General features: G+C 47.8%; 25 protein-coding genes and 2 pseudogenes. 16 read left to right on the forward strand and 11 right to left on the reverse strand.

Going from position 1 to position 25,738, the window contains the following annotated elements; translation table 11 throughout:
- Nucleotides 1–173 precede the first annotated feature (173 nt).
- A complete protein-coding gene (locus H6G46_RS16790) occupies nucleotides 174–1,577 on the reverse strand; it encodes an efflux RND transporter periplasmic adaptor subunit (protein ID WP_010873186.1) in 1,404 nt (467 codons plus the stop codon).
- Between the two features lie 393 nt (nucleotides 1,578–1,970).
- Between H6G46_RS16790 and H6G46_RS16795 the strand changes: the two genes are divergently transcribed.
- From H6G46_RS16795 to H6G46_RS16810, 4 genes are all read left to right on the forward strand, one after another.
- On the forward strand, nucleotides 1,971–3,080 hold the full coding sequence (locus H6G46_RS16795) for a type IV pilus twitching motility protein PilT (protein WP_010873187.1): 1,110 nt from the start codon (nucleotides 1,971–1,973) through the stop codon (nucleotides 3,078–3,080).
- 103 nt (nucleotides 3,081–3,183) lie between these two features.
- Entirely contained in the window at nucleotides 3,184–4,398 is a 1,215-nt protein-coding gene (locus tag H6G46_RS16800) for a type II secretion system F family protein (protein WP_014407124.1), read from the forward strand.
- 401 nt (nucleotides 4,399–4,799) lie between these two features.
- Nucleotides 4,800–5,477, forward strand: a complete 678-nt coding sequence (locus H6G46_RS16805; RefSeq protein WP_010873190.1) for an ATP-dependent Clp protease proteolytic subunit — start codon at nucleotides 4,800–4,802, stop codon at nucleotides 5,475–5,477.
- 99 nt (nucleotides 5,478–5,576) lie between these two features.
- Nucleotides 5,577–6,185, forward strand: coding sequence for an ATP-dependent Clp protease proteolytic subunit (locus tag H6G46_RS16810; RefSeq protein WP_010873191.1), 609 nt, complete (start codon nucleotides 5,577–5,579; stop codon nucleotides 6,183–6,185).
- A 210-nt stretch (nucleotides 6,186–6,395) separates the two neighbouring features.
- Here the strand turns inward: H6G46_RS16810 and H6G46_RS16815 are convergent, their stop codons facing one another.
- From H6G46_RS16815 to H6G46_RS16830, 4 genes are all read right to left on the reverse strand, one after another.
- Complete coding sequence (locus H6G46_RS16815; RefSeq protein ID WP_010873192.1) at nucleotides 6,396–7,721, reverse strand: aminopeptidase P N-terminal domain-containing protein; 1,326 nt, start codon at nucleotides 7,719–7,721, stop codon at nucleotides 6,396–6,398.
- An 82-nt stretch (nucleotides 7,722–7,803) separates the two neighbouring features.
- A complete protein-coding gene (locus tag H6G46_RS16820) occupies nucleotides 7,804–8,784 on the reverse strand; it encodes an S-methyl-5'-thioadenosine phosphorylase (protein WP_010873193.1) in 981 nt (326 codons plus the stop codon).
- Nucleotides 8,729–8,965 carry a DUF3134 domain-containing protein gene (locus tag H6G46_RS16825; protein WP_010873194.1) on the reverse strand — a complete coding sequence of 79 codons (237 nt, stop codon included), beginning with the start codon at nucleotides 8,963–8,965 and terminating at the stop codon, nucleotides 8,729–8,731. Before H6G46_RS16825 ends, H6G46_RS16820 begins: the two co-directional genes overlap by 56 nt.
- Before the next feature lie 66 nt (nucleotides 8,966–9,031).
- A complete protein-coding gene (locus tag H6G46_RS16830; RefSeq protein ID WP_010873195.1) occupies nucleotides 9,032–9,187 on the reverse strand; it encodes a ribbon-helix-helix domain-containing protein in 156 nt (51 codons plus the stop codon).
- A gap of 223 nt (nucleotides 9,188–9,410) precedes the next feature.
- Here H6G46_RS16830 and H6G46_RS16835 point away from each other — a divergent pair.
- From H6G46_RS16835 to cbiB, 4 genes and pseudogenes are all read left to right on the forward strand, one after another.
- Nucleotides 9,411–10,188 (forward strand): annotated as a pseudogene (locus H6G46_RS16835) (IS5 family transposase).
- Between the two features lie 120 nt (nucleotides 10,189–10,308).
- A complete protein-coding gene (locus tag H6G46_RS16840; RefSeq protein ID WP_010873198.1) occupies nucleotides 10,309–11,505 on the forward strand; it encodes a Coenzyme F420 hydrogenase/dehydrogenase, beta subunit C-terminal domain in 1,197 nt (398 codons plus the stop codon).
- Between the two features lie 25 nt (nucleotides 11,506–11,530).
- Nucleotides 11,531–12,733 carry a serine hydrolase gene (locus H6G46_RS16845; protein WP_010873199.1) on the forward strand — a complete coding sequence of 401 codons (1,203 nt, stop codon included), beginning with the start codon at nucleotides 11,531–11,533 and terminating at the stop codon, nucleotides 12,731–12,733.
- A complete protein-coding gene (gene cbiB / locus H6G46_RS16850) occupies nucleotides 12,733–13,761 on the forward strand; it encodes an adenosylcobinamide-phosphate synthase CbiB (RefSeq protein WP_010873200.1) in 1,029 nt (342 codons plus the stop codon). Before H6G46_RS16845 ends, cbiB begins: the two co-directional genes overlap by 1 nt.
- Here the strand turns inward: cbiB and prfB are convergent.
- A protein-coding gene (gene prfB / locus H6G46_RS16855; RefSeq protein WP_102014011.1) for a peptide chain release factor 2 occupies nucleotides 13,711–14,830 on the reverse strand; the annotation gives its coding sequence in 2 pieces (ribosomal slippage) (nucleotides 13,711–14,751 and nucleotides 14,753–14,830; 1,119 coding nt in all). The genes cbiB and prfB overlap by 51 nt on opposite strands.
- A 346-nt stretch (nucleotides 14,831–15,176) precedes the next feature.
- On the opposite strand from prfB, the gene H6G46_RS16860 reads away from it, so the two are divergent.
- A complete protein-coding gene (locus H6G46_RS16860; RefSeq protein WP_020862237.1) occupies nucleotides 15,177–15,422 on the forward strand; it encodes a hypothetical protein in 246 nt (81 codons plus the stop codon).
- 79 nt (nucleotides 15,423–15,501) lie between these two features.
- Here H6G46_RS16860 and H6G46_RS16865 read toward each other — a convergent pair whose 3' ends face one another.
- Complete coding sequence (locus tag H6G46_RS16865) at nucleotides 15,502–18,201, reverse strand: chloride channel protein (RefSeq protein WP_010873202.1); 2,700 nt, start codon at nucleotides 18,199–18,201, stop codon at nucleotides 15,502–15,504.
- A gap of 114 nt (nucleotides 18,202–18,315) precedes the next feature.
- Between H6G46_RS16865 and H6G46_RS16870 the strand changes: the two genes are divergently transcribed.
- The 7 genes from H6G46_RS16870 (at nucleotide 18,316) to H6G46_RS16900 (ending at nucleotide 23,594) form a co-directional block, all read left to right on the forward strand.
- Entirely contained in the window at nucleotides 18,316–18,819 is a 504-nt protein-coding gene (locus tag H6G46_RS16870; RefSeq protein ID WP_020862235.1) for a hypothetical protein, read from the forward strand.
- Nucleotides 18,812–19,987 (forward strand): DUF58 domain-containing protein, encoded by a 1,176-nt coding sequence (locus tag H6G46_RS16875; protein ID WP_020862234.1) that lies wholly within the window; start codon nucleotides 18,812–18,814, stop codon nucleotides 19,985–19,987. Before H6G46_RS16870 ends, H6G46_RS16875 begins: the two co-directional genes overlap by 8 nt.
- 124 nt (nucleotides 19,988–20,111) lie before the next feature.
- On the forward strand, nucleotides 20,112–20,657 hold the full coding sequence (locus H6G46_RS16880) for a type II secretion system protein (RefSeq protein WP_223211273.1): 546 nt from the start codon (nucleotides 20,112–20,114) through the stop codon (nucleotides 20,655–20,657).
- 22 nt (nucleotides 20,658–20,679) lie between these two features.
- Nucleotides 20,680–21,225 (forward strand): type II secretion system protein, encoded by a 546-nt coding sequence (locus H6G46_RS16885; protein ID WP_231848034.1) that lies wholly within the window; start codon nucleotides 20,680–20,682, stop codon nucleotides 21,223–21,225.
- 116 nt (nucleotides 21,226–21,341) lie between these two features.
- On the forward strand, nucleotides 21,342–21,902 hold the full coding sequence (locus tag H6G46_RS16890; RefSeq protein WP_010873207.1) for a type II secretion system protein: 561 nt from the start codon (nucleotides 21,342–21,344) through the stop codon (nucleotides 21,900–21,902).
- A gap of 21 nt (nucleotides 21,903–21,923) precedes the next feature.
- A complete protein-coding gene (locus H6G46_RS16895; protein WP_010873208.1) occupies nucleotides 21,924–22,841 on the forward strand; it encodes a hypothetical protein in 918 nt (305 codons plus the stop codon).
- Nucleotides 22,842–22,898: 57 nt separating this feature from the next.
- Nucleotides 22,899–23,594 carry an alpha/beta hydrolase gene (locus H6G46_RS16900; RefSeq protein ID WP_010873209.1) on the forward strand — a complete coding sequence of 232 codons (696 nt, stop codon included), beginning with the start codon at nucleotides 22,899–22,901 and terminating at the stop codon, nucleotides 23,592–23,594.
- 220 nt (nucleotides 23,595–23,814) lie between these two features.
- On the opposite strand, the gene H6G46_RS16905 is transcribed toward H6G46_RS16900, so the two are convergent.
- The 4 genes and pseudogenes from H6G46_RS16905 to H6G46_RS16920 all read right to left on the reverse strand — a co-directional run.
- Nucleotides 23,815–24,105 carry a hypothetical protein gene (locus tag H6G46_RS16905; protein WP_223211274.1) on the reverse strand — a complete coding sequence of 97 codons (291 nt, stop codon included), beginning with the start codon at nucleotides 24,103–24,105 and terminating at the stop codon, nucleotides 23,815–23,817.
- Nucleotides 24,106–24,303: 198 nt separating this feature from the next.
- On the reverse strand, nucleotides 24,304–24,735 hold the full coding sequence (locus H6G46_RS16910) for a hypothetical protein (RefSeq protein WP_010873211.1): 432 nt from the start codon (nucleotides 24,733–24,735) through the stop codon (nucleotides 24,304–24,306).
- 56 nt (nucleotides 24,736–24,791) lie between these two features.
- The gene (locus H6G46_RS16915) at nucleotides 24,792–25,556 is read right to left on the reverse strand and encodes an IS5 family transposase (protein WP_010873212.1); all 765 of its coding nucleotides are present in this window, start codon (nucleotides 25,554–25,556) and stop codon (nucleotides 24,792–24,794) included.
- Nucleotides 25,557–25,644: 88 nt separating this feature from the next.
- Nucleotides 25,645–25,738, reverse strand: a pseudogene (locus H6G46_RS16920) (IS5/IS1182 family transposase); the annotation flags it as partial.

Here is a 25,738-nt window from a genome sequence, read left to right on the forward strand (position 1 = left end):
TGGGGAACAGAGGAGGCAATAATTCCTGGGGAAAGGAAAAATTTCAATGGTTCGAGGATTCGAGTCTTTTGACTGGGAAAATGTCGGAGAGGTTTAATCGATTTATTTGAACAGTTCCAGTGGAGCTAAAACGAACAAAAACTTAACAGTCTCCATTAACACTATTGTTCCTGCTATTTTTCTGATAAAACGCTGAGACGAATTTGACTATCCGGTTGTAGCGGTCTACTACTGCGGACCACAAAACGTTCCTGGGGAGCTAAGCCTGCCACAATTTCCACCTTCCCGTTGGCAGTTTGCCCCAGGGTAACCGATCGCCGTTCCAGCACGTCTTTTTCCCCTGCTTTGGTCACCACAAAAATGGCATCTTCATCGACAATGGCAGATTCTGGAACTACCACATTGGTATCTGCACTGGCATCAAAACTGACCCTGGCCAACAGCCCAGCGCCAATTTTTTCACCAGGATTATCCATGGTTATTTCCACCGGCACAAGGCGAGAATTAACGTCAGCCTGGGGGGAAATGCGGGTTACCACGCCCGTAAAAGTCTGGCCAGGAAACGCATCTAGCTTGACGTTGACCTTTTGCTGTAGGGCAATTTGGGCCAGTTGCAACTCCGATACCTGCACGTCAATTTCTAACTGACGAAAATCCCCCAGTTGCAAAATTTCCGTCCCCGGCTGCACTAAATTGCCTGGTTCACTTAATCGTCGTAACACCCGCCCCGGAAATGGTGCTCTGACGGTGGCGTACTGTTGCCTAGTTTGGGCCTGTTCAATGGAAGCTCGCTGGGCATTCATCTGGGCGGTGGCCGCCCCCACCCTCTGCTGTTCGATCTGCACCTGGGCGATCGCCGAGTTGAGGATTTGGGACGCAGTTTTGGCCGCTGTTTTAGCTTGGCTTAATTGTTGGCTAGCGCTGGCCTGTTCGTTACGCAAAATTTCCTTGGCTTGACGGGCTCTGGTTTCTGCCTGTTCCGCCTGTTGGGCACCGCCAGCTCCCTCTTCGGCTAATAGTCGGAAGCGAGCAGCATCGGCCTGGGTTTGATCTACTTCCAGCCGGGCTTGTTCAATGCGGGCGTTGAGGGAAGTTTCCAAACGGATAATGTCCGCCTGGGCCTGTTGCAGTTGCAAACGGGCCTGTTCTACCCGAATTTGGGCATCCCCCACCTGACTTTGGGCAGTTAAAACTTCCGAACGTTGGGCCATTTTCTCCGCTTTGGCCTGGTCTACCGCCCCCAGTAATAAATCATCTTCAATTTCCGCCAATATTTCTTCTCCCCTGACCCGATCGCCCACATCCACTGGTAGCCTTTGCAGTCGTCCTTCAATCTGGGCTTTGATGGAGGCTTCCCGCACTGGGGCTGTGGTGCCCGTATATTCCAACTCCTTGGTCAATGCTTGGGGTCGAGCTAGGGCCACATCCACGGCGATCGCCTGGTTTGATTCAGTATTCTCCGTTTGGGCTTTGACATTTTGTTCCCAGAGATCGCTGCAACCCATCAGGGAAAAACTTAATAAACCTAGCAGGGAAAGTTGCCGTCGCAGACGTTGGTGGGGGATGTACTTGTTCATAAAAACGATGCGAGGGAAGAATAGTACCGAATTAGCGGGCTAGGACAGGAAGGAAAGTCAATACCAGCCTTAGAATTTAGTTTTAGCCAGGCCAAGTGACCTAGAAAAGCCCAGTAATATTGCTTTACCTTAACAAAGTAACAAATAAGTTTACAAAACCCACCTTTGGGGTGGCCGATTCCAATCGTCCCTGTGCCAGTTGTCTTCAGTCCATTTTTTCTCCGTAAAAACCCCCAGCAAGTTGGCAAATTTGGGCAAAGAAGTCCAAGGAATTGATAAATTGTGACCATTTGTGGCGATCGCCGGACAAATAGAGGAAAGTGGCATTAAACTTTTGTTAGCCCCTGTGCTTGCTTTGGCTGTGGGTTCAGAACTTATAGGAGCATTAAAGTCATGGCTTTGGAATACATGATCGAAGACCTCATGGAGCAGTTGGTGGAAATGGGCGGCTCCGATATGCACATTCAAGCGGGGGCACCGGTTTATTTCCGGGTGAGCGGCAAATTAGAACCGATTAACGAGGAAGTTTTAACTCCCCAGGAAAGCCAAAAGTTAATCTTCAGCATGCTGAACAATTCCCAACGGAAAGAACTAGAACAAAATTGGGAATTGGACTGTTCCTATGGCGTGAAAGGTTTAGCTCGTTTCCGGATTAACGTTTACAAAGAACGGGGTTGTTATGCCGCCTGTTTACGGGCCCTTTCTTCTAAAATTCCCAACTTTGAACAATTGGGACTGCCCAACATTGTGCGGGAAATGGCGGAACGCCCCCGGGGACTAATTCTAGTGACGGGACAAACTGGCTCCGGTAAAACCACCACTTTGGCAGCAATTTTAGACTTAATTAACCGCACCAGGGCCGAACATATTCTCACCATCGAAGATCCGATCGAGTATGTGTTTCCCAACGTGCGCAGTCTTTTTCACCAGCGGCAACGGGGGGAAGATACGAAAAGTTTCTCCAATGCTCTGCGGGCAGCGTTACGGGAAGATCCGGACATTGTACTGGTGGGAGAATTGCGGGATTTGGAAACCATTGCCCTTGCCATCACTGCGGCAGAAACCGGACACTTGGTTTTTGGCACTCTCCACACCAACTCAGCAGCGGGCACCATTGACCGGATGTTGGATGTGTTTCCGGCTAACCAACAGGCCCAAATTAGAGCCATGTTATCCAACTCTTTACTAGCGGTATTTGCCCAAAACTTAGTCAAGAAAAAGTCCCCCAAACCCGGGGAGTTTGGCCGGGCCCTAGTGCAGGAAATTATGGTCATTACCCCGGCGATCGCCAACCTAATTCGGGAAGGCAAAGCGGCCCAGATTTATTCCGCCATTCAAACCGGAGCAAAACTAGGTATGCAGACCATGGAACAGGGCCTGGCCACGTTGGTGGTGTCGGGGGTAATTTCCCTGGAAGAAGGTTTAGCTAAGAGTGGTAAGCCGGACGAGCTACAGCGCTTAATCGGTGGCATGACCCCCCAGGTTGCCGCTAAACGTCGTTAGCATACGGAAATATACCGATTAACATAAGTTTTTCGGTGCAATCCCCCTAATCATCTGACCCCAAACTATTAAGCTCGTAAAATTGTGACGGAGACAATTAACCATGGCTACGTTTGTCGCTCAAGTTAAAGATCGTAAAGGTAAAACCACCAAAGCCAAGGTGGAAGCCATGAGTCCAGAACAGGCTCGTACCATCCTCCGCCAACAATACGCGGCGATCGGCCCCATTAAGCCAGCCGGAGGGGAAATAAACCTCGAATTCCTGGAAAATTTACTTAACAACGTTAGTGTCAAGGACAAAGCGGTTTTCTCCCGACAGTTTTCCGTCATGATCAACGCTGGCGTGGCGATCGTTCGTTGTTTGGGGGTGCTGTCGGAACAATGTCCTAATCCCAAACTGAAAAGGGCATTAACGGGTATTAGTGGGGAAGTTCAACAGGGCACTAACCTTTCTGAAGCCATGGGCAAATATCCCGAATGTTTTGATGACCTCTACGTCAGCATGGTGGAAGCAGGGGAAACGGGGGGGGTTTTAGACGAAGTTCTCAACCGACTTTCCAAACTGCTGGAAGACATGGCCCGTCTGCAAAACCAAATTAAATCCGCCATGGCTTATCCGGTGGCAGTAGGTTTCTTGGCGGTGGTGGCTTTTCTCGGTATGACCATCTTCCTCATCCCTGTCTTTGCGGGAATTTTTGATGACCTGGGGGGAGAACTGCCCGCTTTAACCAAATTTATGGTCGGCCTAAGTAACTTTTTAAGAAGTCCAATGGCCGTCATCCCCGTAATTGTTATTGTGGTTGCCGTTTTTCTATTCAAAAAATATTACGGAACCTATGCTGGGCGGCGACAAGTCGATGCGGTGATGTTGAAACTACCTTTGTTTGGTCCCCTGAATGAAAAAACCGCTGTAGCTAGGTTTTGCCGGGTATTTGGCACCCTTACCCGTTCGGGGGTTCCCATTATTCAGTCTTTGGAAATTGTTTGTAATACTGTGCCCAATAAAGTGATTTCCGATGCGATCGCCGGGGCTATTAGTGAAATTCAACAGGGGGGCATGATGAGTTTGGCTCTGCAACAAAGTAAGGTTTTCCCCTCTTTGGCGATTCAAATGATTAGTATTGGGGAAGAAACGGGGGAACTGGATGCCATGATGATGAAAGTGGCGGACTTCTATGAAGACGAAGTAGAACAAACCGTCAAAGCGTTGACTAGTATTATAGAACCAGCTATGATGGTGCTGATTGCCGGTATGGTCGGGACAATTTTGCTTTCCATGTATCTACCCATGTTTGCCATCTTTGATCAGTTAGGTTAATTCAATTTTTGCCGCTGTAGTTGTGAAGAGAGTAGGGCGTCACAAAAAAAGTATTAGCGCTCTGCTTTCTTCTGATTGCTTGTGACAACTTGCTTTGATCAATGCATGAAGCAACAGGGCGATCGCCACCATTACTTAGGAGGTCGACGTTTTTTGTGACCATTACTGGCCAATTTTGACCACGGCTTAGTCATTGGGGGTTCCTTGCCGGGGGACGCTTGGGAACTCGCGATCAGGAACAAGAGAAGGGCGACGAAATTACGTTCTGGGGGGCCGCTTTGCCCTAGGGAAACTTGCAGAGAAGGTTAAACTTAAAGGAAAATGATCGTAACCAATATCCACGGGCAAATAAGGCATTCCTCTGGTTTCGCCTTTTTATCCATCGACCCCAACCTGACAGCATGGAAATAACTGCGGTTCAATCCTCCTACTATGGCGACATGGCTTTCAAAACGCCGCCGCCGGATCTTGAATCACTTCTGCTTAAAGAGCGCATCGTTTACTTGGGAATGCCGCTTTTCTCCTCCGACGAGGTCAAGCAACAGGTCGGCATTGATGTGACCCAGTTGATTATTGCCCAACTGCTCTATCTCCAATTCGACGATCCCGATAAACCAATCTATTTTTATATCAACTCCACTGGCACTTCCTGGTACACCGGCGATGCAGTGGGTTTTGAGACCGAAGCCTTCGCCATTTGCGACACCCTCAACTACATCAAGCCCCCAGTGCATACCATTTGCATTGGTCAAGCCATGGGCACCGCCGCCATGATTCTTTCCTCTGGCACTAAGGGTTACCGTGCTAGTCTGCCCCACGCCACCATTGTCCTCAACCAAAACCGCACCGGAGCCCAGGGTCAGGCAACGGATATCCAAATTCGGGCCAAAGAAGTGATTTCCAACAAACAGACTATGCTGGAAATTCTTTCCCTCAACACTGGCCAAACCCAGGAAAAGTTAGCTAAAGACATGGACCGAACCTTTTACCTCACCCCTGCCCAGGCCAAGGAGTATGGACTGATTGACCGGGTGTTAGAAAGTCCAGCGGAATTGCCTAAACCAATGGCAGTGATTTAGTTAGTTTCCATTCTTTCCTGCCAACCAAGCCCCCTTAGGTCAAATCCCGACCTTTTTAATGTAGCCAAATTCCCTTCCCAAATTTAAGCGTAGAAACCCATGCCTATAGGTGTTCCCAGTGTTCCGTTTCGTCTTCCCGGCAGTCAGTATGAACGGTGGATTGATATTTATACTCGGCTGAGCCAAGAGCGGATTATTTTCCTTGGCCAAGAGGTGAATGATTCGATCGCCAATCGGATTGTGGCATTTTTGTTATACCTGGATTCCGATGATCCGAGTAAGCCGATTTATCTCTATATCAATTCCCCTGGTGGTTCAGTAACTGCGGGTATGGCCATTTACGACACCATGCAATATATCAAGGCAGAAGTGATCACCATTTGCGTTGGTTTGGCCGCATCCATGGGGGCGTTTTTGTTAGCCTCCGGGGCACCAGGAAAACGGTTAGCCCTGCCCCATGCCCGGATTATGATCCACCAACCCATGGGCGGTACTGGCCGCCGTCAAGCAACGGACATTGACATTGAAGCCAGGGAAATTCTCCGCATTCGTCAACAGTTGAACGAAATTATGGCCCAACGTACCGGCCAAACTGTGGAAAAAATTGCCAAGGATACCGACCGGGACTATTTCCTATCAGCGGCAGAAGCAAAGGAGTACGGCTTGATCGATAAAGTGATTGAAAACTCCACCATGGGCAATAACTAAGCTAATAGCCCAATCAATAATTGTTTCTTGGCAAAACCTCTGGCAAGGTTCCAAGATAAGATCCATCTCCCCATTACGGTTAAAACAAACCTGGGGAGATTTTTTTGCTCTGGAAATTGATCACAGAAGGGAGTTCAGTCAGAATCCTGAGTCAGCCGCCGGAATCCCTTCCGGGCCGGGACTTTGAGCAGATTTACAGGGTTTAGCCCATCAATGTTCTAAATCGGCGATCGCCTTGGGCACGGCACTGGTTAACACATCGGGGCCTTGGGCAGTGACCAATACGTCATCCTCAATGCGAATGCCAATACCTCGCCATTGTTCCGGCACTTCCGGCTGTCCTTCGGCGGGTTTAATATCGGGGGCGATGTAAATACCCGGTTCTACGGTGAGCACTTGCCCTGGCTCCAACACCGTCCAGGTTTCCTTATCCTGTTTGTAATTGCCGGCATCGTGGACATCTAGCCCCAGCCAATGGCCGGTGCGATGCATATAGAAGGGCTTATATTTTTCTTCTTTGATAATTTCCTCCTTATTTCCCACCAGTAGACCCAAATCCATCAGACCATCCACAATCACGGACACTGCCGCATCATGGTATTCGTGGTAGGGATTGCCCGCCTGTACCTTGGCGATCGCCGCTTCCTGGGCAGTTAGAACAATTTCGTAGAGGGTGCGTTGTTCGGGACTAAATTTACCGTTGATGGGAAAGGTACGGGTGATGTCACCGTTATAGTAACCGTAGGCACAACCTGCATCGATGAGTAGTAAATCCCCATCTTGCAAAGGGCAGTCATTGTTGATGTAGTGCAAAATACAGGCATTTTTTCCTGCCGCCACAATGGAAGGATAAGCCGGCCCCAGGCCCCCTTCCCGCCGAAAAATAATTTCCAATTCCGCCTGCACTTGATATTCGTAATGTCCCGGTCGAGCAAATTCCATGGCCCGTTGATGGGCGATCGCCGACAGGTCACAGGCCCGCCGCAACAAGGCTAATTCAGTTTCACTTTTAACTTGCCGGAGGGGATGCACCAAGGGATGGGAATTCACTAAAGCTTGGGGACCATAGCCTTGGCGGGGATAGGCGGCCAATTGTTTTTGCCAGTGCTTGAGGATGGTTTGATTTAACGCTTCATCTCGACCGAGGTGGTAATGGATTTTATCTGCCTTTTCCAGATATTTCGGTAAATGCTCATCCAATTCCCCAATGGGATAGGCAATGTCCGACCCAAAGCTGGATTGAACCCCCTCCACACCGTAGCGAATGCCCGTCCAGGTTTCCTTGGCTGGATCCTTGGGTTGCACAAATAGAATAAATTGATGTTCTTCGTGGTGGGGCGCAAAAACGGCGATCGCCTCCGGTTCATTGAAGCCCGTCAGGTAATAAAAATCACTATCTTGACGAAATACGTATTCCACATCGTTGTGCATCACCGCCTGGGGCGCACTGGCAAAAATGGCCGTCCCCTGGCCTAGCTTGGCCATTAGGCGATCGCGACGTTGACGATATTCAGCGGAACTAACAACCGGATGCATGGGCAAAAGTCAGACGAGTGAAAGGTCAATTCCCCCATTTTACCGGCTCGGAAAAAAGCACGACCAGATTCAAACCGGAGGTTCATGGGGCAGGGGGATAATACTTGCCCAAAAGCAAAGATAACTTTTCGTAGGTGGCGGCAGGAAACTTGTCCGGGGGAGTTAGCACCGCATACTGTAAAGCTCTGTGGGCAATGGATTCAAAGGGATTGGCCGCCAATTGTTTGACCGTTTCCAGGATCACCTGTTGGGCATTGACCGCATTTTTTTGCAGATTACCAATCACCATTTCCACCGTCACATGGTCATGGTCTGGGTGCCAGCAGTCATAGTCCGTCACCAGGGCCAAAGTGGCGTAGGCAATTTCCGCTTCCCTAGCTAGCTTGGCCTCCGGCAAATTGGTCATACCAATGACAGTACCGCCCCAACTGCGATACAAATTCGATTCCGCAATGGTGGAAAAGGCTGGTCCTTCCATGGACACATAGGTTCCCCGATCGTGGAGCGTCACCCCTTCCAACTCCAAACCGGCGATCGCCGTAGAGAGACACTGGGCTAACTGAGGGCAAATCGGATTACCAAAACCAATGTGGGCCACAATCCCCTCGCCAAAAAAAGTGGAGATTCGCTGGCGGGTGCGGTCAATGAATTGATCCGGAACGACCATATCCAAAGGTTTTGCTTCTGCCTGCAAAGAACCCACCGCTGACGCAGAAATTAAATATTTCACCCCCAACTGTTTCATGCCATGGATATTGGCTCGAAAAGGAATCTCACTGGGCAAAAGGTGATGTCCCCGACCATGGCGGGCTAAAAAGGCCACCCGCACCCCGGCCAATTCCCCCACAATGAAACTGTCCGAGGGAGCGCCAAAGGGAGTATCAAGGGTTACCTCCTCAACATTTTTGAGGGCTTCCATTTGATAGAGGCCGCTGCCGCCGATGATGCCAATTGGTGCATTTACCATGGTGGAATTTTTTCTAATAAAACAACTGACCCTTCCAGGCTTAGTCTTCGTCCATATCGTCACTGCCGTCATCGCCATAGAGATTATCATCCCCATCCATCAACTCAGCAATGTCCACATCTTCGTCACTCATATTGCTGGTGGTACCTTCTTCAATTTCCCGATAAATCAAACGATTATTACTTTCTAGCCAGTCAATTAGGGACTGCTCACGGGTAACGGGCAAAACTGCCGCCGGCTCGTAACGGGCTTCTCGACGGAGGGAGGGATTGTACATAGTGCTTAGTGCCAACTATTGAATTATCTATACTTGAGCGACCCATCATTATAGCAAAATGGGCTTCTAGTCTGGAACAGTGGGTAAATTTCGGATTAGCTGACGCAACACTTCGGTTTTAGTCCGCCCTTCCGCCGCACAGTAACGCTCCAAATGAACCAAATCTTTTTCGGGTAAGCGAATTGTTAGTACCTTGTCGGATTTCGGTTTTGTTCTAATCATTGCCCTCACAGGATCCTTCTCTTTCCCCAGCATAGCAACTTTCAGGGGATTACCATGGCATCACAGTAGGCGATCGCCTCTCCCTTTTGACATGGTCAAGTTGCCCTAAGAGCGTGTTTGAAAAGTCGGCATAATTGGGAAAAATGGTGAAGAATATAGAATTTTCACCGTAATGATACTGAGAGAATTTTACAGCAGCGACATCAGTGATAGCCAGTAGCAATTGGTAGAATCCAATCTCCCCCAAGCAAAAAGTGGGGGAAGAAAACGGAAAACTAATCCGAGGGAAGTGCTTAATGCCATTTTTTACATGCTCAGAGCGGGTTGTGCTTGGCGACTTCTACCCCATGATTTTCCCAAATGGCGAACAGTCTATGGTTATTTCCGACAGTGGCAGGAAGACGGTACCTGGAAAAAATTGAATCACATCCTCAGAAAGAAGATTCGACTTAAGGCCGGAAGAAATGCCAACCCTAGTGCTGGTTGTTTGGACTCACTCACAGTCAGTAAGAAAGGCTGGCGCTGGACAAGAAAGTGGTTATGACGGTGGAAAAAAGGTCAATGGTCGTAAACGTACAATCCTCGTGGATACCATGGGATTACTTCTCGACGTTGTGGCTCACAGCGCTCATCGCTCAGACCACCAAGGTCTTACTCTACTCGGTACTTGGTTTGCTCCTCTATGGCAGTGCCTGCAATTGATATGGACTGATAGCACTTTTGGCAGTAAGAATTTTACTGCCTGGGTTAATGAGACCTTTGGCTAGAATTTGGAAATCGTCAGCAAAAAGGATGGACAAAAGGGTTTTGAGGTTTTGCCTCGACGTTGGGTTGTTGAACGTACCTTTGCTTGGTTTGGTCGCTACCGTCGTTTAAGCAAGGATTATGAATATTTACCTACCACCAGTGAGACAATGATTCATGTTGCCATGCTCCATCTCATGCTCCGAAGGCTTTGCCTCGAACTTTTCAAACATATTCTTAAGTTCCTTTGGGCTTAAAAAAGCTCCCGTGAGAACTATGGCTAACCCTTGCCATTGCTAATGGGTGGGCCCCAGGTTTTACGCTACCGTGGACAATAGTGACAATGCCAACACTTTTTGCAAATTTCCAACTTTTCCATGACCGTTCCTGCCCCCCACCAGAAAGCCAAAGGTCTTAAGCCCGGTAGTCCCCGCCCCGCCAAGGAACTCTGTAGTGATTGCGGTCTGTGTGACACCTACTATATCCATTACGTTAAAGAAGCCTGTGCTTTCATTAACCAGCAGTTTGACCATTTGGAGGAGCAGACCCATGGCCGGTCGAGAGAACTGGGTAAAGAAGATGAGGTTTATTTTGGTGTTCACCAAAAAATGCTCACCGCCCAGAAAAAAGAACCTATCCCCGGGGCCCAGTGGACAGGCATTGTCAGCACCATTGGTTGTGAAATGCTAAACAAAGGCCTGGTAGAAGGGGTGGTCTGTGTGCAAAATACCCCCGAAGATCGTTTCCAGCCCCAGGTGGTAATCGCCAGAACTCCAGCCGAAGTGCTAGCCGCCAAGGTTAATAAACCCACCCTTTCCCCCAATTTATCCGTGTTAGAGGAAGTGGAGAAGTCAGGTTTGAAGCGATTATTAGTTATTGGGGTGGGTTGCCAAATCCAAGCTCTGCGGGCGGTGGAAAAACAATTGGGTTTGGAAAAACTTTATGTGTTGGGAACGCCCTGTGTGGATAATGTTTCCCGGGCTGGGTTACAGAAGTTTTTGGAAACTACTAGTAGATCGCCAGAAACGGTAGTTTATTACGAATTTATGCAGGATTTCCGGGTACATTTTAAACATGAAGACGGCTCGACGGAATTGGTCCCCTTCTTTGGCTTAAAAACAAATCAATTGAAGGAGGTTTTTGCCCCTTCTTGCATGAGTTGTTTTGATTACGTCAACGGTTTGGCAGATCTGGTAGTGGGTTATATGGGGGCTCCCTTTGGCTGGCAATGGTTAGTGGTACGCAATCAAACGGGCCAAGAAATGTTAGACCTAGTGCAAGACCAACTACATATTGGGCAAGTAAGTTCCAGTGGCGATCGCCATCAGGCAGTGCAACAGGGGATTACGGCCTACGACAAGGCGGTAACGTTACCCATGTGGGTGGCAAAAATAATGGGCTTAGTAATTGATAAAATTGGCCCCACGGGTCTGGAATATGCTCGCTTTTCCATTGATTCCCACTTCACCCGTAACTATTTGTATGTCAAACGGAACCATCCGGAAAAGTTGGCTGACCACGTCCCTCCCTTCGCCAAGAAAATTGTTGAGCAGTATAAACTTCCCCAGCAATAAACCCCAATAAAATTCAAGGAAGGCTATGAAAAAATCCTTATTTATGGTCGGTACGCTAGCATTTTTTTCTGGTTTGCCCGCTGGTGGTGCCTGGGGAGAATCCCTCGATAACAAAGTGCAAACTATTTTGGACGAACATTATCAAAACCGTCGAGAGCCTGAGTTTTTTAGTGCGATTCAGTTGTCCACTAAAGTGGGGGATGGGGATATTAAAACCTACGTGGTGGGAACCAAAAGCCATGCCCCTAATAGTCCGCCCATAGATGCCAAAAGTCTGTTTCAAATTGGCAGTATAACCAAATCTTTTACTTCAGTTTTATTGCTCCAAGCAGAGGCGGAAAATAAAGTTAATTTGGGGGATGACTTTACCACTTATCTACCGGAATATGACCACTGGAATGGAGTAACCATTACTCAACTATTGAATATGACTTCCGGGTTACCCAACTACAGTGATAGTCCCACCCTTAACTATGGCTTTGTGCAAAGCCCGGAGCGCATCTGGCAAGATAAGGAATTGGTGGATGTGGTGTATCCCCAGCCTAACTTGCCGGCTCCACCCCTAAATACTGGCTATGCCTACACTAACACTGCTTACACATTGGGGGGTCTGGTGTTAGAAAAGGTTTATGGTCAAAGTTATGCCGAATTAATTGATAAAAAACTTTTGCAACCGTTGGAACTAAACAATACTTTTTATCCCATTCCTAGTTATCCCCCGGACATTTTAGATCGCATGGTGGAAGGCAGTAGTTTTAACCCGTACACCAATCCTGAATTAGCAGGAAAACCGGTGGCTAATGGCAATCTTTCCTGGGCTGGAGCGGCTGGAGGACTGGTAGCTAACACGGAAGATATTATTAATTGGGTTAGGGCTTTGTTTGTAGAAGATCAACTACTGTCAACGGAGCAAAAAACACAGTTAACCCGACTAGTTTCCCTCATTACTGGTAAGCTCATTGATGGTACGACTTCGGAAGAGCAGAGGGGTTTTGGTTTGGGTGTTGTCCAAGGTTACCACGAAGATTGGGGACAGTATTGGTTTTACCAGGGGGAGACCATTGGTCATCGCTCTTTTTATCTTTATTTTCCCTGTAATGAGGTAATTATTTCTGCCTTGTTTAATAGTGCAGTTGATGATCAAAATAACGATGTTAAACCCCTTCTGGTTGGTGTTTACGAAGCTCTTTTAGACGACCAGCCAAGCTTGGCTTGCAAAACTAAATAATGATGGCGGTAGATCCCAATCTTTTTCCTCTAATTGCTGTGATTATTCTAGGAGGATCTGCGCTGTTAGATTTTCTGTTGGGGGATCCTAAATCTTGGCGACATCCAGTGGAATTTATTGGTTCAGTCATTAACTTTGCTAGCCAGTTGATCATCCGCAAAGTTAATGATAAAAATTCTAGACGTTTATGGGGCATTTTTTTAGGATTAAAAATCATTATCAGCAGTGGTTTTCTAGCTTGGTTAATCGTTTACTTGGCTGAAAAAGTCTCCCCTGTTTTAGCAGTAATTATCCAAATAATTGGGGTAGCAAGTTGTTTTGCTGGCCATAGTTTAGCCCAAGCGGCCCAGTCAGTGATAGAACCATTAAAAGCGGGAGATTTGCCCACTGCCCGACAAAAATTAGCCCTATTCGTGGGTAGGGATACGAATAATTTATCGGAGAGGGAAATCCTGCGGGCCACAGTGGAAAGCGTGGCGGAAAACACAGTGGATGGGGTTACTAGTCCTCTTTTTTATGCTCTTTTGGGCATTCTTTTTCCTTTTGTTGGCCCCTGGCCCCTGGCGATCGCCTATAAAGCGGCCAGTACCCTGGATTCCATGGTGGGCTATAAACGGGAACCCTATACTGATTTAGGCTGGTTCAGTGCCCGTCTGGAGGATTATTTAACCTGGCTACCCTGTCGATTAACGGTGTTTATGTTGGCAATTTTATCGGGAAAACCAAAACAAACTTGGGCCATTGTCCGTCGGGATGGGCCCCTGGATCCTAGTCCCAATTCCGGTTGGAGCGAAGCCATTTATGCCGCTATTTTGGGCATACAACTAGGAGGAGATAACTATTACCAGGGAGTATTGAAAAGCAAACCTTTATTGGGAGATGGGATTCAGCCTTTAACCATAGCCAAAATTGCCCAAAGTTTATGGTATTCCCGCACGGTTTTTCTTTGGCAATTATTATTAGGCTTAACAGTAATATTAGCTATCCAAGCGGGCGCTATGTCGGAGATAAGCTTCAATAAAATCTGATAATTCCCCATCCATCACGCCCCCCACATCGGTGGTTTCCACATTAGTCCGCAAATCTTTGACCAATTGGTAAGGATGAAAAACATAGTTGCGAATTTGGGTGCCCCAGGCCGCTTCCACCATGTCCCCTCGAATTTCGGCGATCGCCTGGGCCCGTTGCTCTTCTAGGACAATTAATAACTTAGCTTTGAGAATGGCTAGGGCCTTTTCTTTATTTTGTAACTGGGAACGTTCCTGGGTGCAACGCACAGCCAAACCTGTGGGTAGATGAACAATCCGTACAGCGGTTTCCACTTTGTTCACGTTTTGCCCGCCTTTACCGCCGGCCCTGGAGGTGGAAATGTCCAAATCCTTATCCGGAATATCCAAACTAATTGCTTCTTCCCCCAGCAAAGGCATCACTTCCACCCCAGCAAAGCTAGTCTGGCGTTTACCGTTGGCATTAAAAGGAGAAATACGCACCAAACGATGGGTGCCCTTTTCCGATTTGAGGTAACCGTAGGCGTAACGCCCTTCAATCTCCAACGTGACGGATTTTAAGCCCGCTTCGTCTCCCTCGGAAATTTCCGCCAAATGGACTTTGTAGCCCTGTTTTTCGCTCCAACGGGTGTACATCCGCAGCAGCATTTCCGCCCAGTCTTGGGCATCGGTCCCTCCAGCCCCCGCATTGATAGTTAAAGTGGCCCCTTTCGCGTCATAGGGGCCAGACAGTAACTGCTGCAGTTCCCAACGGTCTAATTCTTTTTGCAGTTGTTCCAGGGTAGTTTCCGCTTCCGTCAGTAGGGCTTGGTCGTCCTCTAACTCCAAAAGCTCCACAATGGCCTGGCTATCTTGCCACTGCTGTTGCCAAATGCCCCATTGCTCTAACTGGGATTTTGTTTCGTTCAAAGTCTGGAGAATTTGTTGGGCTTGGTCCGTATCGTCCCAAAAATCCGGTTGGGCGGCGCACTGCTCCAAGTCTTGAACTTTGGCTTTTAATCCTGGCAGGTCAAAGATAGTCCTGGGTTTGCCCCAGGCGAGAGGAGATTAGTTCTAGGTTTCTTTTCAGGTCTGTTAATTCGGTGATCATTGAGCAAAAACAGTCTTTGACGCCAATCCAAGTATATGACCATTGGGCTAGCCCCGCACTGAGGGGGATTCATCAACAAAACTTATCGTGTTTGTCAAGATTTGTTAATTTTGCTTGGCTAGTCAAATTATTATCCCTATCATTTTGTAAATATGGATACAGAAATTATTCCTTTGACTTCCAAATTGCCCTGGTTGTCGTTCCTAGAGTCTTGGATTTTCTCCCGCTTTAGGGAACTTCAGTGGGGACTTGGGTAGGGAATCCCCGGATAAGTGCTAAAGAACTGGGCAGGCTCGGGGGTGCTTTTGGGAAGAATTTCGCCGGTTAGTAAAATGGAGAGGACTTTATGTCGCCACAAATGAACCTGTTTAATGCAACGGCATCGACGCCGGTCAATGAAATAGCTGGGGGTTGGCACGGTTTTTGTCAGATTACGTATAACCGAGATACTTGGGTCAAATTACTGGAGAAGCCGGGGAGCTATGCCTTCGATGAGGCTAAGTTACTTTGCCAGGATACTTCCACCACCTGGGTTGCCTGGGTGCCGGACCACGGGGAAGTTGTTTTAGACCGCAGTGATTTTTATTGTTAAACAGTTTGGCGACCGAAGTTGGCGATCCGGGTTGATATGCTGCCCAAGCTAGAATCTTTCTGGATCGCTGAAGTTGAGATTACTCGTCTAGACCGAAATCTGGGGCCAGGGGAGGGACGATCGCCTCTTCGTTGGGGGAGTCCACTGGACCGCGGAAAATAAACACAGTGGTGTTGGTTTGGCTAGCGATTTGGGTGGGTAAATTGCCGTGGATGACATTTTTGAGCAATCCTTCCCTACTGGCCCCCAGCACGATTGCCGCACATTCACGCATTTCCGCCAGGTCACTGAGGGCATCGGCAATGGAAGTGGAGCACACAGGAATGGGAATAATCGGTCTTTGTAACTGTTCTGACCACCGTTCTGCCAGGTTTTTTAAATCGTAAAAAGGGTCATAGCGCTGGGATTGACGGGGTAGATAAACTTTAGAAATCAGTAGCTGGGGGTTATTTTCCTCCGGGTAAAGGGAAAACAACGCCGGCAACAGATTTAACATTTTTTCAATGTTGGGGCCTCCCGCTACCGGCATTAACCAGTGGGCCATGGGGGATAAATAGCGGGGATAGGCGTGGTCATTGGTGCCCTGTTTAACCATTAATAAAGAGCAGGGGGCTTGGTCAATCAGGCGATCCGTGATTTGGCCAAAAATTTGGCCGCCAATGGGCATTTCCCCTTGCCATTCAAGGATTAGCAGGTCGCTATGGCGGGTTTGAATGGTATCAAGGATGGTGTCGGTAATGCTGTAGGCCAGCTTGATTTCCGTATGGAATAACACTCTCTGGTGGCGGGCAATGCGTTCCAGTTTTTGCATCAGTTGCCGTTGCCTCTGCCATTGCACCCTTTGCACAGAAGGGGATTGAGCTTTAGATACCTTGACCACCTGCAAACAGTCAATTTCGTAGTTTTGCTTTTTGGCGATTGCCGCCGCAATTTGAAACAAAACTAAAGCACTATCGGAGTCCCGGATGGGTAATAAAATGCGCCCTTCTCCCACCAACGGCGATCGGGTTTGGTATACGCTGTAGGCGGGATGGGGAGGATGGATAATTTGCCCCCCTAACTGACTCACTTCCTCCCGAATAATGTCTGTGCGGGTGATAATGCCCACTAATTTGTTGTCCCCTTCCACCACCGGCAACCGGGAAAGTTGATAACGGTTGAGCAAATAGAGCACATCACTGAGGGGCGCTTCCGGATCTACAGTGATGGGATTGGGGGTCATAATTTGCTTAAGGGCAATGTGCACCGACTCCTGGGCCGCATTGGCCAAATCCGTTTGGGTAAATACCCCCACCAGTTTGCCCCCCTGCACCACGGGAAAGCCCCGGTGATGGGAATTGGACATAATCGGTAGCACCTGGGCTAGGGTGAGACTCTGCTCCAGGCTTTCCACCTCCGTTTTCATTACCTGGCCAGCTCGGATATCAGCGAGAAAGTCATGGTCTGGCTTTTCCTCTGCCAAAAAAATGCCCTTGGTTTCCAGCAAATGATCGTACAAAGAACGGGGAAAGAGACTTTCCGCCACTAGATAGGACGTGGCACAGGCCACCATCAGGGGAAGCACCACGTTGAAATTGCCCGTTAGCTCAAAAACAATGATGATCGCCGTCACTGGCACCCGCACCACACTAGTGAAAAAAGCGCCCATCCCCGCCAGGGCAAAGGTAGTTTGGGTAACTTGATCTTGCCAATAACTGCCAAATTCCCCCACCAGATAACCCAGGGCCGACCCCATCACTAAAGCCGGCGCAAATAATCCTCCCGGCGCATCGGTGCTGTAGGCCAGGATAGTCAAAATGAAATGGGCCACTAAGGTCAAAACTACCTGATGCCAACTCAGTTCTCCGGAAGTAACAAATTCCCTCAGCCCTGCATTGTCCCGAAAAAAGCTCGGCAATAGGGCGATCGCCACGCCGGAAATTAAGCCCACAACACCAATGCGAATAACCAGGGAAAGGTTCTGTTTTCTTTGCCAGTTTTGCAGGGAGAGAATACTGCGGTTGAGCAAAACCCCCAAAATGCCAGCCAAAATTCCCAGTAAAAGATAGAAAGGAATCTCCCCCGTAGTAAAACGCACCGTTGGGCTATTGCTTAAGCTATGGGCCAGGTTAAGGTCACTGGATTGGAATACCAAAGACGTGACAGCCCCCACGAAGGAAGCGACGATCGCCGTTTCTAGGGTCAAGCTAGACACATCCCGCATTAATTCTTCCACCACAAACAAAACCCCAGCAATGGGGGTGGTGAAGCCCGCCGCTAATCCCGCCGCCGCCCCGGCCGCAATCATTTGCCGCCGATGTTCCGGGGAAGTGGGAAACCACCGACTCAACTGGGCCGCTAGAGCTGCGCCAATATGAACCGTGGGAGCCCGCCGTCCCAAGGTCATGCCTCCCCCCAGCACTAGCACTGTTCCCAACAGCTTGACCACCGCCACCCGCCAATCTAGGGGAATAGGATACCGAGCCAGGGCCGCTTTCACCTGGGGAATGCCACCGCCCCCCGCCGGTCGGGAAAATTGTTCAATTAATGCCCCCGCCAAACCCCCAAACACCAAGCCAAAACAGGGCAGCACCCAAATGGCCCCATAGGTATCCGCCAGACTCAAACGGCTGGACCCTAACCAGTTGACTCCGTTTTTAATTACTAAGGCCGCTAGGGCAGAAACAAATCCGATCACACAGGCTTCGGCGATCGCATAACGGCTATCGATGGCAGTGCGGCCATAGTGTCGAGAGCGCAACCATTGTTGCCACCGTTGCCAAAAGGGAAACCAAGCCATGGAGAGAAGAGAATTACTAAAACAGGTTTAGGGCAAATTTGGGGATTGCGTCGCCATCCGGCAATCAGTTTGTTACAATGGCAGCGGTCACCACAGCCTTTGAAGAGAGCGTCTTTGAGCCAAGTTGTTAATATCCCTACCCTAGATACCTTAGCGCAGGAACTGGCCGCTATTCAGCAAACTGGTTCTAAACGTATTGCCCTGCTAGGATCTCGCCATGTGCCGATAACCCACCAACAGTTGATCGAAATGATGAGCTACGCCTTGGTGTTGGGGGGTAACCATCTGGTCACTTCCGGCGCTACGGGCACTAATTCGGCCGTCATTAAGGGGGCTATGCGGGCCGATCCTAATTTACTCACGGTAATTTTGCCCCAAAGTTTAGACCGCCAGCCAAGAGAATCCCGTAATCAGTTGGGACAGGTAGTCCATCTGGTGGAAAATACTGAAAATGATAGTCTTTCCCTGGGGGAAGCCAGCACCATTTGTAACCGAGAAATTGTCAGTCGTTGTCAACAGTTGATTTGCTTTGCATTCCACGAAAGTCATACCCTTTTGCAAACCTGTGCGGAAGCAGAGGAGCAAAGAAAACTGGTCACCCTTTTCTATTTTGATTAATTCTAGGGATTTAAATTTTGCTGATTGGCTAGAGCGGCGTTGGGTGACTCCTTCCTATGCTGGTTGGTTGCTTTTGGTGCTGGCCGTTTGTTTATTTGGAGCTGCCACTAACTCCATGGCCGGCTGGTTATACGTCATCAGCGGCATCAGCTTTGCCCTCTTGATTATTGCGGCTATTTTGCCTTGGCGATCGCTCCGGCAGTTGCAGTTAGAACGTTTTCCCATTCAGCCGGTGAGTGCGGGGGAAGATTTGACCATTACCCTCCGACTCCATAACAACCATAAGGAGGCAAAAAATTTACTCCAGGTGTGGGATGTATTACCCACAGGTTTGGGACGGCCCCAAGGTGAGGCGGTCGAACTGGTTGCCCCCAAGGATTTTTACCAATGGAGTTATTTCCAGCCCACCCACCGGAGGGGAGTTTACCACTGGCAAAAGTTGGAATTACGCTCCGGTGCCCCCCTGGGTTTGTTTTGGTGTCGTCGCAGTCAGGCTCTCCCCGTGAAAGCCATTGTTTATCCCCAGGTGCTCAAGCTCCAACAATGTCCTTTGGTGGATGCTATTGGTACGGAGGATCAGGACAAGATCCAGAGCGATCGCCATTATCAGGCGGCGACGGAGGGCATAACGAAAACTTTACGGGCTTACCGTTTTGGTGATCCCACCAGGTTAATCCACTGGCGCAGTAGTGCCCGATTTGACCAATTTATGGTGCGGGAATTGGAAGTGGTGACAGGGGGTCAGGAGTTATTCATTGCCCTTGATAGTGCTAGTTCTTGGTCAGCAGAAATTTTTGAAGAGGCAGTCATTGCGGCGGCTTCTTTATATTTCTATGCGGTGCGGGCCCAGTTGAATGTGCGGCTATGGACAGCGGGGGCAGGCTTAGTGGCCGGTGGGCGATCGGTATTGGAAGCTTTAGCAGCGGTGCAAATGGAGGAATCTAACCAGCATGAACTACCCCGACGTATTCCTTTGCTGTGGATCACCGGCCGGGCTGACAGTGTGCAGGATTTGGCCAGTTACAGTCGTTGGCTCTATTTTGCTCCACCGGGGGCATCAGCTTCCCCTCACTCTGCCCTTTGTGCTGGCTTGATGGTTGAGGTAGGTAAAGATTTGTCCCAACAACTGCAGCGGCCTCCGAATTTTTCCCCAAGGATAGTTAGTTAGACATTAAAACAATACGTGTTTATGCTGAATGTGTCCTGGGTCACTCAATGGTGAATGGTGTTAGAGTAATATCATCAGCCACGATATGCTCCCCCCAGGCTTTTATCTCTCGTCAGGTTCAGCTATGTTTAAGGCTATTTTCCCAAGGTATTCCGTTGGCGATCGCCGTTTGCTAGAGTCAGTCCGCCACTCAGCTCAGCAGGGTTTCACCATGTTCGAGGTGCTGATTGCCTTGATGATTTCCTTTCTATTTCTGACAGGAACCCTGAATGCCATGGTAATGGCAACGGTAATGCGGGTTAAAGCGGAAAGAGAGGCCCAAGCTGGCTATTGGATAAAAGAAGATTTAGAGCAAGTTCGGGCATTAGCTGCAAACTTCAATCCGGCAACTGGTAATGGATGCCCTACAAGTGTGGGTGAAACTTTTCGAGATGCAAACAATAGTGCTGACGCCGATCCTAACAATGATGGACTAGCGAGCTTACCAGTTCCTGCCAACAAATCAATTGTCGGTGTAACAGCCGCTATTACTAGAACACCAGGGGTATCTAATAACGTTTTAACTCTTAGCTATCGTGTCAGGAACACCAATGTCACCGACAATGATATGGCTACCCTTGCAACACTTTACACCGAGGTTCTTCCTGCTGCCGCTCTTGCTTGTGAATAGATCATTGAGATGAATAATGGTGATGAAACTTCCTAATCCTACATTTCTTTTAAAACTGGTTTTCAATCCCCATCCATCTACGTCTAGTCAGGGATGGACACTAATTGAGATTGGTGTAGTCACAGTTATAGTAGGTATCTTAGCAGCCATGGCTTTCCCCAGTTTGGCAGGAATACAAGCTAGAAACCAAGTCAGAAGCAGAATGATTGAGGTCAGGGCTGCAGTACAGGAAGCCCAAAGAAATGCAATTAAAAGAGGTGCGACTTGCACTGTAACGATTGATGTTGCTGCTAGGAGTGTTAGGTTGCCCACCTCTCCACCTACCCCCATGGCTGGATGTTTAAATAACCCTGTAAGTATTCCTACGTCTGAACAAATCAGCTTTCTTGAACCATCCTCTGGTACGGTTGATATTTCTTTTTCTTATAAGGGCAATACAGTAAACTCACAGACGATAGTTTTGGGTTCCAGTAGAACATCCTATGAGCCATGCTTAGTAATTTCTTCCGGCTTGGGAATCGTGCGTTCTGGTTCCCGTGTAGGTGGTAACTGCGTAACTGGATTATGATTTGTTAAGTAAAATTAAGTTTTGTGAATATTTGTCTGGGTGTTTCTTTCACCACTTGCTTTTTTGATCACTATAAATATACTAAAGCCTAATGATCTTGAACAAGACTTTGCATTATGGCTTACAAGAATGAACTGATAAAAGCCTTAAAACTTTGCCTATTCACCCAAAAGAGCACATCAGGTTGGACATTAATCGAAATTGGCGTTGTGACCACAATTGTGGGAATTTTGGCCAGCGTGGCATTTCCCTCACTCATGGGCATAAAGGCTAAAATGGATACTAGGGGTGAATTTTCTGAGGTGGTACAGACTCTCCGACAGGCTCAACGTAATGCAGTCAAAATGGGTAGAGAATGTAGATTGATTATGGATACCACCAACACCCCACACCGCCTACAACTGGATCCCGATGCAAAATACACTGGATGTTTAACATTTCAGGAATTTCCTCTGAACAATAGTAAGTTCCATGAGAATTTTCCCGGTACAGCAATTCGCTTTTCTTACAAGGGAAACTCTACTAACATGGGAACGATGGTTATTCAGTCATCTTTTTCTCCCACAGTAAGTTATTGTTTGGCCATGTCTGGCATGATTGGTGTAATGAGAGCAGGGGTTTACGAAGGAGATCCAGAAACAGCTATTGATCCCACGCAATGCAGAACTGGTTATTAGCAAAACTAAGGAGATAAGACAGTGAAAATTCTATGGTACTTAATGACACGTAATTCCTCTAAAGGCTTTACACTACTCGAGTTACTGTTGGCCTCAATCATGACTTTTTTTGTGGTCAGTGCTACGGGCTATGCCATTTTAGTTATGACCAGGGAAAATATATCTTCTGACGTGTCCAGTGATTTGAGATTTAATACCGATAGGGCAACAGATTTCATAGCAGACGAAATAAGACAGGCCAACTTTTTGTCAACGAATACAGCTAACATACCGACAAATACAGGCACAGGTATAGAAAGTTGTGCAATGCAGACTGGTGAGCAATTTGTGATGGGATTAGCGGTTAGTTCTTCAGACGTAAACGTAGTTTATTACACAAAAACTCCTCCGGGCGGTGTATGGTTAGGGCCCAGTTCAATTTATCGTTGCGGGCCCTCATTGACTTCTAGTGGGCAGTTGGGATCGGGCAGAATCAGAAGTATTCTTGTTGATTCCATATCCACTGCGGCCGGCGCAACAACACCAACCTGCCCGTCTGGAACAACAAAAAGACCGACGACTCCTACCGCTGGCTTTTTTCTTTGTGTGGACAATAGTAACCAAAATTTAGTTCAACTACGATTAACGGCGGCATCTGACGAACTTGCTAATCGAGGGATGACAACAACTGGAGGTCAAGGCCGATTTGATAGTAAAGCTACCTACTCAGTTGTAACTACTGCTTTTACAAGAGCGGCATCTGATATTGCAACTTTAAATGAAAGTGGAACATGCACAGGCGTTACAGTGGCGGTTGATGGGAGAGCTGCTATACCTTTTTCTAGTGGAATGAGTGTGGTGGCAACATCTAGTAGCACAATGGTTTTTAGTCCTGGCACATGGACAAAAACAGGTAATAGCTATACCAGTGGAGGTTGTACAATTAATGCAGTCTTTTAAAGCAAAAATGGTAGCTTAAAATTATCTCTTTCCTAAATTATTGTCAGCAAAACTATAGTGAAACAGACCGTGTTATTCATTCCTGGATTTGCTGGAACCCCGGCCATGTGGGACTATCCCATAACTAATCTCGAGGATATTATCGATGCCCAAAGCTTGGTAATGGAAGGAGATTCGCTGCAGGCAATGGTGGATTTAGTTGTTAACAGCAACACACTGCCCGATAAATTTGCCCTGGTTGGCCATTCCATGGGGTCTTGGGTGGGAGCCGCCACCGCTGCCCTGCACCCAGAAAGAATTACTAAACTAGTGCTGATGGACGGTTGGGCTAGAAATAATGCTGCTAAAGCTGAAGAAATGGAAGCCACACTCAAGGCTCTGGAGGCAGGACAACACCAACAAGTTTTGGCTCAGCACTGCCCCAATGTTTTTTATGGTGATAATGCCAACTTTAGTAATAATGTTAAGTTTCTGCGGAGTCTCCAGGAATCTTTGCCGGCATCCCTAATTACGCAACAGTGGCAGGCCATGGCCAAAGACAACGATGTTCGTCACTTATTACCAAAAATTCAATGTCCCACCCTGGTGATCCATGGCCGTCATGATCCTTGGTTTGACTTGGACGAGAATTTATTCCTGGCCCAATCGATTCCCCATGCTCAATTCACCATCGTGGAAGATGCGGCCCACGGCACTCCCATTGAACAACCCCAAGCAACCACTGCTTTGTTGCGTCTTTTCCTCGGCAATTAAGATTTTGTGCAAACCACCCCAATGCCCATCATGTTGACTAAGCCCATCCGCAACCTAGGGAGTATGGAATCAAAGGTTGGGGTTTTCTGCAATGGTGACAGCTAAATCCTCCGGGTAGACGACGATATAGACTTTAATACCCGAATATTAAAAGCAGAAAAAAAGGGGGAACAGGTGGTAATTCCCGCTTCCCCAGCAATGGGCGATGGAGGTATCAAGACTAGAACTGTTTTTCAACCTGCTCAAACGTGTTGGACAATTCATTCCAACTTTTCTCTAGGCCAGCTTGCAATTCTTCCCAAGCCGCTTCACCGGACTGTTGCAGATCGTGCCATTTACCCATTAGGGCGTCCCGTTGAGCCTGAAGGTCTTTGAGGGATTTTTGATAGTTAACATTGGCATCTGCCGCTTTTTCTCTCGCTTCGGCAGTCATTTGGTCAATCTGGGCATTGAGCTTGTCAATTTTTGCCCTTACCTTCTCTTTGTAGGCTTCTTTTTCTTGGGCAGTCATAGTAGTGGGGTTAGACATAAAGGTTATCCTCATCTGTTTTTGTTTACTTTTCGCTTGCCGTCGGCTTTTTAATAAACCGCAGCACCCAGCCAGTGATGGGAAGAAGAAATTAAACGTTTCCCGGCATCACACCAGTAGGGTTAGTTAATGTTGTTTTGTGGAAATATTTATTTGACTGATTGGCCAAACTTGCTTGGTCTAGAATCTGCCAGTGATAGATAGGACTATCACGATTAGGGCTAAAGCCAAATTGGCAGCCAACCCGAAACCAATTAAATTCCGTCTAAACTGTTTCTTGGAATTTGGATCGATTTCTGATACAGGAGGAGAAACAGGATAAGCATTGATCAAACCCGAATCGGTGATCCGGTAGGCAGGCTCAACGTTGGGGGAAGAGGGCGCATTGGCTTTGCCGGTTGTTTCTTTCATTTCCGACTCTGGAGTCAGAGGCTTCTCCCTCTCTGTCAATCCCTTGGCGGCAACTTCAGAGGGAATTAGGTCGCTCCCATCACTGAAATGTTGGCCATGACTATTTTTAGCATTGGTTTCTTTTGCCAAAGCTACATTCTGGTTATCCATTGATAACCCTCCATCTAACGACAGCAAGTAATTTCCTTGCAATGACCCCATTATAACTCTCTGTCGTGCTTTTGTCAACTTAAAGTAATTTAACTTTAAATATATCGTTATAATTTTATAACTATTTTGTCATTACATAGCCTAAGAATATGTTTGAAAAGTTCGAGGCAAAGCCTTCGGAGTATGAGATGGAGCATGGCAACATGAATCATTGTCTCACTGGTGGTAGGTAAATATTCATAATCCTTTTGTCCATTCTTTTTGCTGACGACTTCCAAATTCCAGCCAAAGGTCTCATTAACCCAGGCAGTAAAATTCTTACTGTCAAAAATGCTATCAGTCCATATCAATTGCAGGCACTGCCATAGAGGAGCAAACCAAGTACCGAGTAGAGTAAGACCTTGGTGGTCTGAGCGATGACCGCTGTGAACCACAACATCGAGAAGTAATCCCATGGTATCCACGAGGATTGTACGTTTACGACCATTGACCTTTTTTCCACCGTCATAACCGCTTTCTTGTCCAGCGCCAGCCTTTCTCACTGACTGTGAGTCCAAACAACCAGCACTAGGGTTGGCATTTCTTCCGGCCTTAAGTCGAATCTTCTTTCTGAGGATGTGATTCAATTTTTTCCAGGTACCGTCTTCCTGCCACTGTCGGAAATAACCATAGACTCTTCGCCATTTGGGAAAATCATGGGGTAGAAGTCGCCAAGCACAACCCGCTCTGAGCATGTAAAAAATGGCATTAAGCACTTCCCTCAGATTAGTTTTCCGTTTTCTTCCCCCACTTTTTGCTTGGGGGAGATTGGATTCTACCAATTGCCACTGACTATCACTGATGTCCGTGCTGTAAAGTTCTCGGATTATCATTAATTATGGTGAAAATTTTATTCTTTTCACCATTTTCCATTCTTCACCCTACTTTTCAAACACGCTCTTAGAAAGTGTTTGAAAAGTTTTAAGCAAGCCTTTGAAGCATGAGATGAACCATGGCAACATAGAGCATGGTCTCACTGGTGGTAGGTAAATATTCATAATCCTTGCTTAAACGA

The sequence above is a fragment of the Synechocystis sp. FACHB-908 genome, assembly GCF_014698595.1.
Classification (GTDB): Bacteria; Cyanobacteriota; Cyanobacteriia; order Cyanobacteriales; family Microcystaceae; genus Synechocystis.

Excerpts from the sequence above, each read along its gene's own strand:
- H6G46_RS16790 (WP_010873186.1), bottom strand. The coding sequence starts at position 1,577 with ATGAACAAGTACATCCCCCACCAACGTCTGCGACGGCAACTTTCCCTG.
- H6G46_RS16910 (WP_010873211.1), bottom strand. The coding sequence starts at position 24,735 with ATGGGGTCATTGCAAGGAAATTACTTGCTGTCGTTAGATGGAGGGTTA.
- H6G46_RS16840 (WP_010873198.1), top strand. The coding sequence starts at position 10,309 with ATGACCGTTCCTGCCCCCCACCAGAAAGCCAAAGGTCTTAAGCCCGGT.
- H6G46_RS16905 (WP_223211274.1), bottom strand. The coding sequence starts at position 24,105 with ATGACTGCCCAAGAAAAAGAAGCCTACAAAGAGAAGGTAAGGGCAAAA.
- H6G46_RS16860 (WP_020862237.1), top strand. The coding sequence starts at position 15,177 with ATGTCGCCACAAATGAACCTGTTTAATGCAACGGCATCGACGCCGGTC.
- H6G46_RS16795 (WP_010873187.1), top strand. The coding sequence starts at position 1,971 with ATGGCTTTGGAATACATGATCGAAGACCTCATGGAGCAGTTGGTGGAA.
- H6G46_RS16865 (WP_010873202.1), bottom strand. The coding sequence starts at position 18,201 with ATGGCTTGGTTTCCCTTTTGGCAACGGTGGCAACAATGGTTGCGCTCT.
- cbiB (WP_010873200.1), top strand. The coding sequence starts at position 12,733 with ATGATGGCGGTAGATCCCAATCTTTTTCCTCTAATTGCTGTGATTATT.
- H6G46_RS16880 (WP_223211273.1), top strand. The coding sequence starts at position 20,112 with ATGTTTAAGGCTATTTTCCCAAGGTATTCCGTTGGCGATCGCCGTTTG.
- H6G46_RS16890 (WP_010873207.1), top strand. The coding sequence starts at position 21,342 with ATGGCTTACAAGAATGAACTGATAAAAGCCTTAAAACTTTGCCTATTC.
- H6G46_RS16815 (WP_010873192.1), bottom strand. The coding sequence starts at position 7,721 with ATGCATCCGGTTGTTAGTTCCGCTGAATATCGTCAACGTCGCGATCGC.
- H6G46_RS16885 (WP_231848034.1), top strand. The coding sequence starts at position 20,680 with ATGAAACTTCCTAATCCTACATTTCTTTTAAAACTGGTTTTCAATCCC.
- H6G46_RS16805 (WP_010873190.1), top strand. The coding sequence starts at position 4,800 with ATGGAAATAACTGCGGTTCAATCCTCCTACTATGGCGACATGGCTTTC.
- H6G46_RS16810 (WP_010873191.1), top strand. The coding sequence starts at position 5,577 with ATGCCTATAGGTGTTCCCAGTGTTCCGTTTCGTCTTCCCGGCAGTCAG.
- H6G46_RS16825 (WP_010873194.1), bottom strand. The coding sequence starts at position 8,965 with ATGTACAATCCCTCCCTCCGTCGAGAAGCCCGTTACGAGCCGGCGGCA.
- H6G46_RS16830 (WP_010873195.1), bottom strand. The coding sequence starts at position 9,187 with ATGATTAGAACAAAACCGAAATCCGACAAGGTACTAACAATTCGCTTA.
- H6G46_RS16915 (WP_010873212.1), bottom strand. The coding sequence starts at position 25,556 with ATGATAATCCGAGAACTTTACAGCACGGACATCAGTGATAGTCAGTGG.
- H6G46_RS16800 (WP_014407124.1), top strand. The coding sequence starts at position 3,184 with ATGGCTACGTTTGTCGCTCAAGTTAAAGATCGTAAAGGTAAAACCACC.
- H6G46_RS16845 (WP_010873199.1), top strand. The coding sequence starts at position 11,531 with ATGAAAAAATCCTTATTTATGGTCGGTACGCTAGCATTTTTTTCTGGT.
- H6G46_RS16820 (WP_010873193.1), bottom strand. The coding sequence starts at position 8,784 with ATGGGGATGATAATCTCTATGGCGATGACGGCAGTGACGATATGGACG.